The 14,899-nt window shown below is 62.4% G+C and carries 11 protein-coding genes and 2 pseudogenes; 4 read left to right on the top strand and 9 right to left on the bottom strand.

Going from position 1 to position 14,899, the window contains the following annotated elements:
- The 3 genes and pseudogenes from NKH13_RS24510 to NKH13_RS24500 form a co-directional block, all read right to left on the bottom strand.
- Positions 1-331: pseudogene (locus tag NKH13_RS24510) on the bottom strand (DNA primase); the annotation flags it as partial.
- A complete protein-coding gene (locus NKH13_RS35700) occupies positions 331-627 on the bottom strand; it encodes a hypothetical protein (RefSeq protein WP_502914580.1) in 297 nt (98 codons plus the stop codon). The gene NKH13_RS35700 and the pseudogene NKH13_RS24510, both read right to left, overlap by 1 nt.
- A 12-nt stretch (positions 628-639) precedes the next feature.
- Positions 640-5,178 carry a strawberry notch-like NTP hydrolase domain-containing protein gene (locus NKH13_RS24500; protein ID WP_352914957.1) on the bottom strand — a complete coding sequence of 1,513 codons (4,539 nt, stop codon included), beginning with the start codon at positions 5,176-5,178 and terminating at the stop codon, positions 640-642.
- Positions 5,179-5,363: 185 nt separating this feature from the next.
- Between NKH13_RS24500 and NKH13_RS24495 the strand changes: the two genes are divergently transcribed.
- Positions 5,364-6,557: a DUF1173 domain-containing protein gene (locus tag NKH13_RS24495; protein ID WP_352914956.1), complete on the top strand. Its 1,194-nt coding sequence runs from the start codon at positions 5,364-5,366 to the stop codon at positions 6,555-6,557.
- Positions 6,558-6,593: 36 nt separating this feature from the next.
- On the opposite strand, the gene NKH13_RS24490 is transcribed toward NKH13_RS24495, so the two are convergent.
- On the bottom strand, positions 6,594-7,274 hold the full coding sequence (locus NKH13_RS24490; RefSeq protein ID WP_352914954.1) for a transposase: 681 nt from the start codon (positions 7,272-7,274) through the stop codon (positions 6,594-6,596).
- A 227-nt stretch (positions 7,275-7,501) separates the two neighbouring features.
- On the opposite strand from NKH13_RS24490, the gene NKH13_RS24485 reads away from it, so the two are divergent.
- Positions 7,502-7,960, top strand: coding sequence for a hypothetical protein (locus NKH13_RS24485; protein ID WP_352914951.1), 459 nt, complete (start codon positions 7,502-7,504; stop codon positions 7,958-7,960).
- 188 nt (positions 7,961-8,148) lie between these two features.
- Here NKH13_RS24485 and NKH13_RS24480 read toward each other — a convergent pair whose 3' ends face one another.
- From NKH13_RS24480 to NKH13_RS24460, 5 genes and pseudogenes are all read right to left on the bottom strand, one after another.
- A complete protein-coding gene (locus NKH13_RS24480) occupies positions 8,149-8,580 on the bottom strand; it encodes a DUF1419 domain-containing protein (RefSeq protein ID WP_352914974.1) in 432 nt (143 codons plus the stop codon).
- A pseudogene (locus NKH13_RS24475) lies at positions 8,570-8,692 on the bottom strand (DUF1419 domain-containing protein); the annotation flags it as partial. The pseudogene NKH13_RS24475 and the gene NKH13_RS24480, both read right to left, overlap by 11 nt.
- Positions 8,693-8,881: 189 nt before the next feature.
- Positions 8,882-9,274 carry a hypothetical protein gene (locus NKH13_RS24470; protein ID WP_352914949.1) on the bottom strand — a complete coding sequence of 131 codons (393 nt, stop codon included), beginning with the start codon at positions 9,272-9,274 and terminating at the stop codon, positions 8,882-8,884.
- A 118-nt stretch (positions 9,275-9,392) separates the two neighbouring features.
- A complete protein-coding gene (locus tag NKH13_RS24465) occupies positions 9,393-11,537 on the bottom strand; it encodes a ParB/RepB/Spo0J family partition protein (protein WP_352914947.1) in 2,145 nt (714 codons plus the stop codon).
- Between the two features lie 285 nt (positions 11,538-11,822).
- Positions 11,823-13,019 (bottom strand): DUF932 domain-containing protein, encoded by a 1,197-nt coding sequence (locus NKH13_RS24460; protein ID WP_352914945.1) that lies wholly within the window; start codon positions 13,017-13,019, stop codon positions 11,823-11,825.
- Between the two features lie 331 nt (positions 13,020-13,350).
- Here NKH13_RS24460 and NKH13_RS24455 point away from each other — a divergent pair, with 331 nt between their 5' ends.
- Positions 13,351-13,593 carry a DUF982 domain-containing protein gene (locus NKH13_RS24455; RefSeq protein WP_352700127.1) on the top strand — a complete coding sequence of 81 codons (243 nt, stop codon included), beginning with the start codon at positions 13,351-13,353 and terminating at the stop codon, positions 13,591-13,593.
- Positions 13,594-14,219: 626 nt separating this feature from the next.
- Positions 14,220-14,684: a Ros/MucR family transcriptional regulator gene (locus NKH13_RS24450; RefSeq protein ID WP_352658621.1), complete on the top strand. Its 465-nt coding sequence runs from the start codon at positions 14,220-14,222 to the stop codon at positions 14,682-14,684.
- Positions 14,685-14,899: the final 215 nt, after the last annotated feature.

Here is a 14,899-nt window from a genome sequence, read left to right as displayed (position 1 = left end):
TTGGGGTGCCGTATGGTTCGGCGCGCGGCAGGCTCAGAAAGCGCCGTGCCTCATCGGCGACATCGCGGAAATCGACGAGACCGCAGCTCTCGCGGATGACGTCGAGGAGATCGCCATATTCGGCTGAGGCGGCATCGGTCCAATGCCCGGCCGCACCGGGACCGGATTCCGGCCCGCTGAGCCGGACGAACATCGACCGGCCGGGCGTGTTGCGCACATCGCCCACCGTCCAGTAGCGGCCTCGGCGTCGACCATTGGACAGGTAGTGCCGGCAGACCGCCTCGGCATGGCGAGCCAAGCGGCGAGACAGTTCGGAAGCGTCGCGGGGCATCACGACACCTCCCGCGCGCTGACATTATGTTGCGCAAAAGCCGTCGATCGCCTGCGGGACAGCGCCCAATCGTGGCGGCGCAACATAACCTTCGGCGCAACATATTCGACCCACTTACCCGCAGGGCCCTTGGTACTGGTCTTGAGCCGAACATGCATGGAGCGGCCGATCGCGTTGCGGGCATCGCCGACCATCCAGTAATTGCCGGAGTGATGGCCGTTGGAGAGATATTCGCGGCACACCGCCTCGGCATGATCGCCAAGGCGGCGCGCCAGCTCGGAGGCCGAGCCGGTCATGATCGCCTCCCCTCAAGCCGCCGAGGTACGGTCTGTGACGCCAACCAGCGTATGGCGGTCGAGGAGCGCGGCGAGGATGGCGCACCCTTGCTCGGTCGTCGGGATGAACAGTCGGAGCTTCCAGGAGATGATCTCGGAGATCAGCCCCAGCGCCTTCAGCCGGGGAGCCATGGCATCGGTGAAGCCGATCAATTCGACACGGTAGTCGTTCATGACGCGGCTGCGGCGCAGAATCAGGCCATCAGCGAGTTGCAGTCCGATCCGTCCGTCGACAAGCCCGATCCAGGCATCTTCCGGCGCGAGCTTGGGTACATCGTCGAGCCCCAGATTCCGGAACATGGTCGCGACGAGCGTCGGCGCGATGTGACGCCCGATGATGCGTTCGCCGGCATCGGTCTGTATCCGGTAGACCTGACAATCATGATCCGGCAGCCTACGCCAGATTGGCAACAGCAGGCCCGTCACGATGTGAAAGGTGCTGGTGGTGAACTCCGGGACGGCGGCGACTTCTGCCTGCCACAGGTCGCAGAACAGTTTTCGGTCGGCTGGCTCCCAATGGGTCTCGGCAAGGGCATCGAGACCGAAGCGCAGTTCGTCCGTCGGCCGCAGCAGGCGCACGCGATGCTCTATCGCGCCATCGTCGAGCATCAGGCTCGCCGTCGGCAGCCGGATCGCCGCGCGGTTCGACCGCGCGTTCACCAACAGAACCGCTTGCGGTTCCGCCCGGACGATGGACAGCGCGTCGACGAGGCTGAGCGGCCGAATCCGATCCTTGCGTGCGACGGTCAGCACATGCGACTGCGCGCCGGAAACCGGGTGCGCGTAGACGGTGCCGCGATCGGTGACGTCCATGCTTTCCGCCGTGATCGTCTCCAAGCCCTTGTCGTAGTTGCCGGCGGCAATGGCGCCTTCTATTTTTGCCGCCATCAGTTGTTCGAACACCTCGAACAGCAGGTTCTGGGTTTCGATGCGCAGCGCCAGCAGGCGGTTGAGCCAGGTCGTGATGGGTGGCAGTTCGTCGCGCAGCCCGCCCTCGTCACTCGTCAGCGACAGCCCGGTCACGGTCTCGAAGGTCGTGAGCGAACAACCTTCGATCCTGCCCTGATGCAGCAGCATGTAGAATTGGCGAAGTGCGGCCCGCGCGTAGGGGCTTTCGAGATTGTCCTCGGCACGGAACAGCCCTGCCCCGCCGGTCTGGCGCTGGCCGCGCGTGATCGCACCCAGCGTGTCGAGCCGTCGTGCGATCGTCGACAGGAAGCGCTTGCCGGCTTTCACGTTCGCGGCCATGGGCCGGAACAGCGGCGGTTGCTTCTGATTTGTGCGGTGGGTCCGTCCGAGTCCCTGGATGGCATTGTCGGCGCGCCAGCCGGCTTCGAGCAGATAGTGCTTGCGCAGCCTCTGGTTCTTCACCCCGAGATCGGCGTGGTACGAGCGGCCTGTGCCGCCAGCGTCGGAGAAGATCAGAGCGCTCTTGTCGTCATCCATGAAACTCTGGGTCTCAGCGAGATTGGCCGAGCCCGGCCGGTTTTCCACGGCCAGCCGGTCAATGCCGTCGCGGCCGGTCTTTTTCACGATGCGCCGCGAGCGGCCGGTCACCTCGGCAACGGTGTCGATGCCGAAGTGATGGATGATCTGGTCGAGCGCGCTGCCGACCGGCGGCAGCGATGCGAGTTTTTCGATCATCTCGTCGCGCCGGCGGACCGCCTCGCGGCATTGAACCGGATTGCCCTCTTCGTCGTGGACAGGCCGCGAGCAGACATTGCCCTCGGCGTTCGAATATTCCTCGAACAACTGGGTGGGGAAGGAGTGCATCAAGTAGCCGCCGACAAACTCGCGCGGCGTGACGTCGACATGCAGGTCAGACCATTCCTCGGTCGGGATTTCGGCAAGCCGTCGTTCCATCAGCGCCTCGCCGGTCGAAACGATCTGCACGACCGCCGAATGACCGTCGGCGAGGTCCTGCTCGATCGCGCCGATCAGCGTCGGCGTCATCATGGAGGTGATGAGATGGCTGAAGAAGCGTTGCTTGGTGCTCTCGAAGGCTGAGCGCGCCGCCGATTTTGCGTCGCGGTTCAGCGTGCCGGCCTCACTGGTGATGTTGGTCGCCTCGAGCGCGGCGGTCAGGTTGTTGTGGATGACCTGGAAGGCGTCGGCATAGGCGTTGTAGATGCGGATCTGTTCCTCGGTCAGCGCGTGCTCGAGCAGGTCATATTCGACACCGTCATAAGAGAGCGAACGCGCCGCATAGAGGCCGAGCGATTTGAGGTCGCGGGCGAGTACTTCCATTGCCGCGACACCGCCGTCCTCGATCGCCGCGACGAATTCGGCGCGGTTGGCGAATGGAAAATCCTCGCTGCCCCAGATGCCGAGACGCTGCGCATAGGCGAGGTTCTCGACCGCGGTCGCACCCGTCGCTGAGACGTAGACGACGCGCGCGTCGGGAAGGGCGTGCTGCAGCCGCAGTCCCGCCCTTCCTTGCTGCGACGGGGCGACGTCGCCACGCTCGCTCTTTCCGCCAGCGGCGTTGGCCATGGCGTGGGCCTCGTCGAAGACGATGACGCCATCGAAAGATTTTTTTGCCCCCGACGGGTTTCCTCCAATCCTCGTCGGGTTTTCTTTAATCGCCGTCGGGCCTTCGGCCCTGCCTGACTCTTGGGCCACCCAGTCGAGGATCTGGGCGATCCGGGATTTCTTGCCTTCCCGTTCCTGCGACCGCAACGTCGCGTAGGTCGTGAACAGGATGCCCTCGGCAAGGCGGATCGGCGTGCCCTGCCGATAGCGCGAAAGCGGCTGGACAAGAAGTTTTTCCTGTCCGAGTGCTGCCCAATCTCGCTGGGCGTCCTCAAGCAATTTGTCCGACTTCGAAATCCAGATTGCGCGGCGGCGCCCCTGCAGCCAGTTGTCGAGGATGATGCCGGCGACTTGCCGTCCCTTGCCGCAGCCGGTCCCGTCACCCAAAAACCATCCACGGCGGAAGCGGACAGCGTTCGCAGCCCCTTCTGGCGCGGCCGAGACGACATCGCAGGTTTCGTCGACAGTCCAGGTCCCGGTGAGATGGCCGCAGTGGGCTTCGCCTGCATAGATGACGCTTTCGAGCTGGGCGTCCGACAGCAGGCCCTCGTCGATGATCGCATCAGGAAGAAGCGGCCGATAGGAAGGTTTTGGTGGCGCGACGGCGGCCATTGCGGCCGACTGCACGAGCGGCGTCGGATGCGACTTTGCGCGGGGAATGTCTATCGACTGAAGCGCGTAGGGTTCGTAGATCGTGTCGGTGAGGTGGCCGCCCTCTTCCGGCATCCAGTCGCGCAGCTCATAGGCGAGGGGAACAGCCGGCGTGCTGTTTGCCTTCACCTGGGGGGCGGGTTTCGCCCGCGCATTCGTACGGACCGGTTGGATGGCCTTCGGAGCAGCCTTTGAGACAGCGAGGGGTGCGGCTCTCGCCCCCGATCCGGCAGCCATGTGCATGGCGGCATTGTGCGGGATGACGTTGGACAGCACGCCGATCGAATCGAGAAAACCGCCCGGTAGCCGGGGCGGCAGATCCCTGATCCAGGCGAGCAACGTTTCGACATCCGTGGCCTTGCCTGGCGACGGGACGAAGCTTTTTGGATCGGTGGCCGGTACCTTGTCGATAATTGTCAGGCGGGTCTCAGTGGTGGTGCCATGGCGGGCGTAGACCCGGCCGTCGATCGCCGCGGTAAAGACAATGGTGCCCTGTTGCTGCAGGCGTTCGAAGACCGGCCGCCATTTGGGGTTTTCCGGAGACAGCCCGGTGCCGGTGATGCTGACCAGGCGCCCGCCGGCGCGCAGGCGTGCGAATGCGGAAGAGAGGTGCCGCCATGCCGCGTCAGTGACATGGCCCTCGACATAGGCGCCGACGCTGAAGGGTGGATTCATCAGCACGACGGACGGCTCGATGGCCGCACCGAGATGATCGTCGATATGGGCGGCGTCGTGCCGCGAGACGTGGACCCTTGGGAACAGCAGGCCGAGGAGATCGGCGCGCGTCGCGGCAAGCTCATTGAGGGCGATCGTGGCGCGCGCCATCTCGGCATGGACGGCGAGCAGACCGGTGCCGGCCGAGGGTTCGAGAACGAGGTCGCAAGATGCGATCGCCGCGGCGTGCGCTGTCACGAAGGCGAGCGGCAAGGGCGTCGACAGCTGCTGCATGGCCTGGCTCTCATCGGACCGTCGCGTATGGGTGGGAAGACGGTCGGCGATGCGCTTGATCATCGCCAGCGTTGCCTGCGGCGAGGTGGACCGGGACAGGATCGCAGGGCCGAACCGACGCAGAAACAGCACCTGGGCGACTTCGAGCGCCTCATAGGCGTCCTTCCAGACCCAGAACCCTTGCGCATCGCTGCCGCCAAAACCTGTCGTCATGGCGGTACGCAGTGCGGCGGTGGTGACAGGCTCGCCCTGTTCGAGGAAAGATAGAAGGAGCATTGCCGCTTGATAGATCGCCTCGGCGTTGTTGATGGAGGCTGGCGTCGGCGCGTCGAGGGGAGCAGCAGTCCGGGCAACGGCAGGTGTGGTCGAAACAATGTTCATGGAAATGTCCTTCGCGAGAGGGGAGTGGCGCCCGCGCCGACTCTCTCTCCGCGCCAGCCGGGCCACACTCCTCCCGGCTCCCCTCTGCCTCTGGCGCCGATGCACCAAAGGGGTTGCGCTCTGTGCGAACCCATGACTTGAATGCGCGCACAGGGATGCGGCGGCGACCTGGAGCTGTGGAGGTGATGCGACGGTTTAGAATTGGCAGTGCGGTCTACGAGGAGGCAGCGCCTGACCTGCAGGCGGCGCTGGCGAATGCCTATGCCCGCACCGAGCGTCCGCTATGCCTGTGCCGCGAGCCGGGCTGCCCGATGTACATCGCCCGCATTGGCGACCTTCACCTGATCAAGCGCATGCCGCTCAGCGGCGGCGGGCATGATCCATCCTGTGAATCGTATGAATCGCCTTACGAACTGTCCGGCCTGGGCGCACTGATGGGCAGCGCGATACAGCTCGATCCGCAAAACGGCTTGGCCGCCCTCAAGTTGGACTTCAGCCTGTCGAAGACAGGGAGCCGCGCGGCATCGGTGCCTGCTGGGCAAAGTTCCGCCAGCGTAACCGCCGATCCCAGGAGGATGTCGCTGCGTGGCCTGCTTCATTATCTCTGGCACGAGGCCGAACTGACGGTCTGGACATCGAGGTGGGCCGGCAAACGGCACTGGTGGAATGTCCGCTGGCATCTGCTCGAGGCTGCCGGGCAAATGACAGTGAGGGGCGGACCGCTCGCCGATATCCTGTTCGTGCCCGAGCCGTTTCGCGCCGAGAACAGGCAAGCCATCGAACATCGTCGCAATGCGATTCTCGGCACGGCGCTCCCGCCGAAATCCGGCCCACGAAAGTTGCTCGTCCTGGTCGGCGAGGTGAAAGAGATCGTTCCCGCCCGCTCCGGCCAAAAACTTATCATCAGACATTTGCCCGGTTTTCCCTTCATGATCGACGATGCATTGCATCGCCGCTTGCAGGCGCGTTTTGAGAAAGAATTGTCGCTGTGGGCAGCGGATTCCAGCTCGCATCTCATGACGATCGCGACGTTCGGAATGAACCCGGCCGGCCTCGCCATTGTCGAGGAGGTCGCGTTGATAGTGGTGTCCGAAAACTGGATCCCCTTCGAGACGGTCCCGGAGAAAAGGCTCGTCGATGGGCTCGCCCGCCTTCGCGAGAAGAGCGTGAAGGGATTGCGCTTTGACCTGCAACCCGACCACCCGATCGCCAACGCTTTGCTCCAGAACAGGCAAGAACCGATTGCGCTCTTTGTCGTTCCGGCCGGAGCGGACGAGAACTACGAAGCGTCGCTAAACGAAATGATCGCCGCGCGTCCGGAGATCGGCTCCTGGGTGTGGCGGGTCGGCGAAGGCGATATGCCGCCGCTACCGCCTTGAGCGCCGGCGGAATTTCCGTCCATGCTTCAGTATGCCTTAGGCCAGGCCCAGCTTCTTCTTGAGCTCGGCATTTTCCTTGCGAAGACGGTCAGCAAGCAGGTTCTTGAGGCGCTTGTTTTCTTCTTCGAGCGCGACAAGATCGCGGAGATCGTCGCTGTCTGAAGAAGGTGCGGCAGCCCTCTTCCAATAATAGTAGGTCTGCTCGGATATGCCGGCCTGGCCGACCGCAATCTTGCTGGTCGCGCCGCCAGCGATCGATTTCTCGATCTGGGCAAGCTTCTGGGCGCGTTCCTTCTCGGAATATGTCTTGCGGGCGGTCTTCGCTGCCACGGGAGCTTCAGCGGCCTGGGGCGCAGGTTTCGCTCCGTTCTTGCGGACCGGCTTGACGAGTTCTGCCTTCGCTTTCTTTGCTCGCGGAACTTTCTTCTTCGATTCAGGCACTTCCACTTTGGCTGGCGCTACTGTCTGAACAGTCTGAGCGTCCTGAAAATCGGCCATCATATACTCCGCTTGTGGTTTATCCCCTTCTTCAGCATCAAGGGGTCTTATACTGAAGTCAATGACCTGGGAATTTGGGAGCGGAGCAGCATAGCCCGGCTGCGTCATCTCCGTGGCAATCTTGGACAGGTCGAGATCGCCCCAGATCGAATGGCTTGGCTTCTGCTTACCGCGCCTCTGTTTCAGTTCCACGATGAATGGCCGGATCTGGCGCTTCATAGTCTGTTCCTTGATGTGAGCATGACTTGCTAGCCAAGTCGCAGTTTGGGTTAGCGAGTACCCGACGTATCATATCGCTTTCGCCGTGCTTTATCGGAGAAGCCCCGCAACGAGCAAGCGGAGTGTCATGGGCCTAGGGCAATCGGCTCAATCAACGGGGGCACACACGGCAACAGAGAGAGCTGCCTCATACACGCGATGCTCAGGCGTCTAGCGGGCGGTGTGCGATGACTGTGCACAATCCGGCTGGAGCGATTGCAATCCCAATTTTCTTGGGAACTAATCTTCTCATGGCGGCGGATGAGCTGGACGCGCTTGTTTTCGGGATGGCGGTCGACAGCGTTCGTGCGCTTTCTGTTCCTTTCGCGGAAAAAGTCGCAGAAATCGCCCACAGAAGTCACGGCGTCCTGCTTTTCAATTTGCGCATCGATGGCGACATGGAACTTCAGCGCGTCGCCGCCATCCGATATCCAAGTAATCAGACAGCGGTTCTGGTGCTGGATAAGCAGGGCTTGTTGACCAGCCATTGCATGGTCAATGGCACTTTCTCCAGCTTTATCGCTCCGTTGGAGGACTGGAACACGCTGCCGCTCGCAACGCAGGCCAGGACGAGTATCGCCGGCCCGGCCAGCCTGTTCATCGGCGCTCTACGCAATGCCGGATACCTCCCGCGTGGCAGGCACTGACCCCAAGTTTTGCTGAGGGCCCGGATGCTTGTATCCTCGGGGCAGTTGGCCATACGGTCTCGCATGTCTCAACAGCTTGAGGATGGGCCGTACGCGGGTGCATCCATTGAGCGAAAGTCGGTCACCGTGATGAAACGCTTCGCCGCCGAACCGCGGTTCTTATAGATGCCCATCATCGTCTTCCTTCGTCAGCTCCGACGCAATCGGACTTTGGACAGGAACTCGTCGATCTCGAGATCCGACAGATCATCGAGCAGCCTAAAGGCAGCATCACGCCTTCCGGCGTTAACGAGAATCGTGCGTTTGCCTTGATGTTCGGCCCACCCGGTCTCGGGGTCTGCGTTGCGGGCGGTTCCCCTGAGCTCGACAGGGATTATGTTCCAGATCGCCTCGAGCTTTTCCGCGCGGGTCATGCTGTCGCTCGCGCCGGTCTCGTGGGCGATGATGGCGGCGCGCATCTTGTCTGGCGACTGCCGATCCGTGAGATCGCAGAAGCCATGAAACCAGCGCTCGCGGCCCCAGATCCGGATCGCGAAGAATACGCTGGGTGACGTTGCCGGCCTTATACTCAGACATTCCGAACATGCCGGTGCGCATGAAGAGCGGCGGCAGCAAATCAAGCATGAAGTGATATTCTGACGCGTTGATCTCGAACCACTCGGCTGAATAGGAAGTGCCGGAAAGCGGATCGATGCCGGGAGTGTCTTTGTGTCGGCTGAACAGTTGGAACATCTGCTCGCGGGTGGCGACGCCGTCGAGCACCTTACTGAACGGTGGATGTGCGGTCATGGGGTTCTCCTGAACGCAGGTCGGCCACGCGCGGCATCGCCGCGCCATGGCAACTGCCTGGTGTGTTGTGGCCGGCGACGGGCCGAGCCTGCGGCCGGCGCGTTCATCGGCGATGATGGGGTTTGCAGGGGTTCAGGCGGCGCGTCGTTCGGAGGAACGCGAAGTGTCTCGACCAACCCCGGTGATGGCACGTACGGCGGCGGCGAGCGCCGGGATGTCGTCGAGCATGCCGAGCGCAACGAAGTGGTTGGCCCCGCCAGTATAGTCTTTGCGGCCCTTGCAGGTGCGGATCAGGATATCGTGACCTGAGGACAGCCCGAACTGGCCGACCTGGATGTAGGCGCGGTCATGGTGCAAGGTAATTTCACCGGAAACGGCTATGCCCGCCTTGTTTGAGCGCAGGTCAAAGCTTCCCTGCGGCAGGGCAAGCTCGGCGGCGAGTTTCTTCAGCCGTGAGCGGGCTGTGGTGTGGAAACGTCTCTTCTGCTGCTCGTCGTAGGAGCAGGATCTTTTCCAGTCGAACATGTCGATCTCCATGAAACAAAAACGCCCGGGCGCGCTATGGCGATCCCGGGCATGAGAGTGAGTTGGAACTGAAATGGGCCCGGCGGGAGTGCCGGGCCCGGTGTGAGCGGGTGGCCGATTATTCGGCGGCCTGGAGGTGATCCGTTCCGTCGCCGTCGATGGTCAGCGGCTCATCGGAGGACGGATCCGCATCGGCGGCGAGGAAGGCCGGCAGCTCAGCGGCATCACCGTCGAGAGCCGCCTCGTCCGACATCTCGCCGGCGGCCGCGTCGCCTGCATCGCCAGACACTTCATCGACATCAACGCGCAGCGGCTCGGGCAGCCAGTTCGATCCTTCGAGAAGACGGGCAGCTTCGCGGGCCATGATGTCCTTCTTCATGTGGTCGATCAGCTGCGCGGAGTCTGCGCCACGCGCTTCACGGACAGCCTGTAGAATCCGCGCCTTGGTGAGCCGCCCGAGGAACTCGACGGTAGGCGTCCAGCCGGCGTCGACCATGTCGAACTGCAGCGAGCGACCAAGCACGTCTGCATGCTCGAGCGCCTTCGCTCGCCTGTTCCAGGGTTCGAACACCGCATTGAGGGTCAGCGAGACGCAGTGCGCGAACAGCGCCTTGCGGCTTGCTTCGTCGAGGCCGAGAAGGAAGTCCCAAAGGCCATCCGCTTCATCGGGCAAATCGCGGTCCCAGGCTTCGTGCCGCTCGGCGATCTCCTTGGCCCAGGATGTCTCGGCAAGACCGTCGACCTGGCTGAAGTTGCCGCTCTTCAGGCTGATCTCCAGGCACGTGTCCGGCGCGAAGCGATAAAAGACCTGCAGGACGAAGGCATGAAGTGCGGCGACAATGGCGATGTCGGCGTCACCGGCGAGTGCGTTGCGCAGTGCCAGCGTCCGCTGCGCGGTCAGGTCGAAGATGAGCCGGTCGGGCAGTGGCTTGATGCCATCGCCTTCGCCGTCGTCACTAGCGCTGTCGTTGACTGGCTTGCCGTTGACGACAACATCATCGCCATCGTCGTCGCCATTGGATCCGCCGTCAGCGCCCCCTTCCTCCCCTTCATCGATGCCGCCGGTTTCGGTCCGCGGATCGTCCTCGGACCGCACGAAACCGGCGTCGACCTGGAGCATGCCGTTCGCGGCAAGGGTAACGAACACACCGGCAATGGCCTTCTGAGCGGGATCGTAGCTTTGAGGACGATCGTCGATCGCGTCAAGCTCGGCACCCAGCTGGTCGAGCTTCGCCTCGATTGCTTCGTCGACATCCTCGGCCCGGGCATAGTCCGCATCCAGCTTGTCGTATTCGGCCTTCAGCGCGTCGTAGCGTTCGATCTCCTCGGCGCTGAGCTCCTGCGCCTCGGCGTAGATGCGCCGCATGCCGGAGGTATGGCCATAGGGAAAGCTGATCGCCGCCTCGACCCATTTCCAGCCTTCGGCGCGGATCGCCTCGGCATCCACCTTCAGCCTGTCGAAGACAAGCTGCTCGAGGAGCGCGGCATCCTGGAACCAGCCGCCGGAATCCTGCTCGAACAGGTCGCGAAGGACGATGCCTCCAGCCGCTTCATAGGCTTCGACACCGACATAGACGGCACGGCGATCATCGGCCCGCACCGTCGTCTCCGTCAGCAGGCGCCTGATGTAGTATGGTTCCTGCATGTGCGAGCTGGCAATTCGCTCCCAGACCTGTTCCTGGCGCGCGTGATCGTCCGAGATGGAAAACGCCATGATCTGTTCGAGCCGGATCTCATCCTTCTCGTAGAGCTCGAGAAGCTTTGGCGATACCGATGCCAGCCGCAGACGCTGTCTCACTGTGGCCGGCGACACGAAAAAACGGGCGCCAATCTCGTCCGGATCGAGGCCCTGATCGCTGAGCGTCTTGAAGGCCCGAAACTGATCGAGCGGGTGCAAGTCGGCGCGCCGCAGGTTTTCGGCAAGCGAATCCTCCTCGGCCGGGGTCTCCTGCCCGCGGTTGACGATGCAGGGGATTGGCTCGTTCTTCGCCAGGCGCTTTTGCTTGATGAGGATGCCGAGCGCGAGATAACGTCGGCCGCCGGCGGGCACCTCGAACGTGCCGGTCTCCTCGCCCCCGCCGTCGAGCACGGGACGGGTGTTCAGGCTTTGGATCAGCTTTCGCCGTCCGATGTCTTCGGCCAGCTGCTCGATCGACAAGCCGTCCTTGATGCGCCGAACATTCTTCTGCGACAACACCAGCTTGTCATAGGGAATATTCTCGGCGGCGTTCATCGCGATCTTCTGAATGGCGTTCTTAGCCATGGTCAGGTTCTCCATGACGGGCGGCCCGGGGCCTCTCCCCGAACCTCCAAGCCCGTCAAAAACCCTCCCCTCCCCCCTCTGCCTCCAGGCCTCACGCCGACCCGGCCCCGGCTCGCGGATCTCGACGCGACCAAGCCGCCGGAGGGGCCTCCAGCATGTTGGCTTCACCGGGTTCTCCCACGAAAAAAAAGCGCCGCCGTCTTGCTCCGGAGGACCGCGCTGGGATTGATGGAGACGGCCCGCAGGCGAGGCCGGCAACGAAGTTTTCGCTGCCGGCCTCCAGGATCAGGCGGCGAAATCGAGAAGCTTCTTGGCTTTGCCCTCCATGTCCAGGCGGACATCCTGATGCGACTTGTCGCGCGCGACCCGCGTGATGCCCTGCACGAAATCAAAGATCGATTCCGGTGGTCTGCCTTCCTCCATGAGAACAGTATCGATGATCTTTGTGGTCTCGGACTTGGAGAAGCCGCGCTTGCGCAGGAAGCCCTGGCGATCGTCTTCGTCTCTGGCAACGATCCTTTGCCGCGCCGTCTTGATGCCGTTGACGAACGGCATGGGCGAGGAATCGGCAAACTGGATCAGGGCCGGTTCGGCTTCCAGGGCAAAACGGGAGGCCGCGTATTTTGAATGGCGGATGGTGATTTCCTCAAAATCTTCGACGCCCCATAAATTACGATTCTGGCACACTGCGCGTAGATAGAAGCTGGCCATGCCGAGGGTGCGGGCTCCGACTTCGGAATTCCAGCAATAGAAGCCGCGGAAATAGAGATCCGGTTCCCCATTCGGCAGCCGCCCGGCCTCGATCGGATTCAGGTCGTCAACGAGGAACACGAAGATATCGCGATCAGACGCGTAGAGCGTCGTGGTGTCGCTGGAGATATCGACGTGCGGATTGTAGAATCCCGTTGACCAGTCGAGCACGCCGGGCACTTTCCAGCGCGTGTCGCCGGTACCGTTGCCGGCAATCTTTTGCACGGCGTCCACCAGCTCGGAGTCAAATATTCTGCCGTAATCAGGGCCTGTTACCGCTCGCAGCTCGAGGCGTCCGTTCTCGATTTCCAGCGTCTTCACCTGCTCGGCGCGGTGGTTGAGGAGACCGTGCTGGAGATTGATCGCGGCGAGCGGGGCTGGAAGCTGCCGCAGATAGGTGGCCGGTGCGCCGACCAGGCTGGCGAGTTGCCCAAAACTCCAATGCGTTGGGGCAACAGGGGCAGGCGCATCGGGCAGCATTAGCCTCAGGCGCTCCGGATCGTCGCGGCTGGCCTCGACGCGGATGAGCTCACTTTCCACGATGCGGGTCTTGCTGCGCTCCGACCGGCTCTTCACCGCATTTCCAAGGTCGTTGAGCGACAGGTATCGCTCGTCCGCCGGCCGGTTGAACCATTCTGACGACACGCGGCCAATACGCTGGCCGCGGCTGACGTCGACCTTGTAACCGGCACGCTCGTTGCGCGTGGGCGTGTGAATTTCCATCTGGGTCATGGGTGTCGCTCCTCGGCGGGCGCCGGGAGACTCTCTCCCGGACCTTCACCCGCCACCGCGGCCCGCCCGCCCTCTTCCTCTCCCGGCACCGCGCGCATTAGCAGCGTCATCATTGCGGCAGCGGCCGCGTCAAGGCTGGCACCCGCCGCTTCACCTTCCGGACGCGACAGAATTCCGCTGTGCTTTCTTGCGCAACAAGGCCGGAACATAGCGGCCTGCTTGATTGGGCAACTGCCAGTTCTGTTCTGGCCCTAGTCAGAAATGTATAAATTGTCCCCAACGTCATGATACGCGAAAATCGTGTCATGGTCGGAACTGAGAGTGTAATTGCATGTCGAGCAGGTTCGCCCGGCCCGTGGTGGTGCAAGTTGGCCGGCATGACCGTGAGCGCGTCATATTCGATGTGAACGACGCAGCCTCGATCCTGCTGCGGAGTTTCCCTCATCAGACGAAGAAGCGAAAACTGGCTATGGATGCATGTCTTCAGGTTTTGCGTGGAGAAGCCCAGACACCGGCAGCGAGACGGGCTTTCGTTGCAGCGGCGTTAGAAGCGAAAATTCTACGCAGCGACTGAGGTCCAAATTGATCGTAGCCCTCGACGGCTTCCAAAGTGACTGGGGGAGCAGAGCTTCAGCCATCGCAGTGGTGTCCGGGATTTGTGCAGCTGGCAGCAAGCAACGAGTCCTGGCGCCGGGGGGAACACCCGCCTTTCATCTGCTTGACTCGACAACCGTCAGCAGGAGAGTCGGCTTCTCGATGAGATCGAGGATCTCGCGTGCATGAACTGGCCAAATCGGATATCTACGACGTTGCAGACCCGCCTTTCCGGTAAGCAATCGAAGAACCGTCAATTCTTCCACAATATGCGACCGACGTCGTCGGGCGACCCCACCAGCGCAGCACTAGACACTGCACGCCGCGCCGCTGCTTAAGGGGGACCGCCTCGAAACCAAATTTGTGCTGTGGTACCCGGCGGGGGGCGTGGAAATTATTTACGATTATCCCCTCCTCATCGAGTGGAGAGCAGCGGCCGCTCGATCAGGACCGGGTCTGACCACCGGATCAATACGCGCGCAAAGTCGGGATCGCTGTCTATCGCAGCACGCAAAGTCCTGTCGGGGAATTATTGCTTCCACCGACAACCACCACTATGAAGCAACACTTCGCCGACTGTCTTTCAAGCTACCCCGGAGAGTTTTCATGGCAGAAGATGCCGACAACACAATCGACGCCCTCATCGAGCTCACCGCTGATGTGGTCTCAGCCTATGTCTCCAACAATCCGGTCCCGGTGGGCGATCTCCCTGCCCTGATCGGCCAAGTGCACGCAGCACTGAAAGGCACGGCCGGAAGCGTCTCCGCAGCAGAGCCGGAGGCTCTCAAGCCTGCAGTCCCGATCAAGAAATCGGTGACACCGGACTACATCATCTCCCTTGAGGACGGTAAGAAATTCAAGTCGCTGAAGCGCCATCTGTCGACCCAGCACGGGCTGACGCCGGATGAATATCGCGCCAAATGGGGCCTGCCGGCGGATTATCCCATGGTCGCGCCGAACTACGCTGCCACGCGCTCGGCGTTGGCCAAGACGATGGGGCTCGGCCGCAAACCGAAAGAGCCGGAAGCGCCTGAGCCGACGAAGCGGAGCCGCAAGAAGGTCTCAGCCTGATCGCCGATCGAGCTTCGCCGTCGACGTAAGTGTGCTGCGCCTTTCCCGCATCCGTTTTTTCGGACCCAAGACAGAGAGCAAGGCCAGGTATTCGGGCCAACGCACATCCAAAAGCCTGGGTTGCTAAGCCAACTCGCACCCCTTGGCAGCCATCTGTTGCCAAAGGGTGAGGTTAGCCATGTGCTATCGCTCGTATCGAACGGTCGGCCGGCCAT

This window comes from Mesorhizobium sp. M1348 (assembly GCF_040317925.1).
Lineage (GTDB): Bacteria > Pseudomonadota > Alphaproteobacteria > Rhizobiales > Rhizobiaceae > Mesorhizobium.
This window is presented reverse-complemented; position numbering and strand designations above follow the sequence as displayed.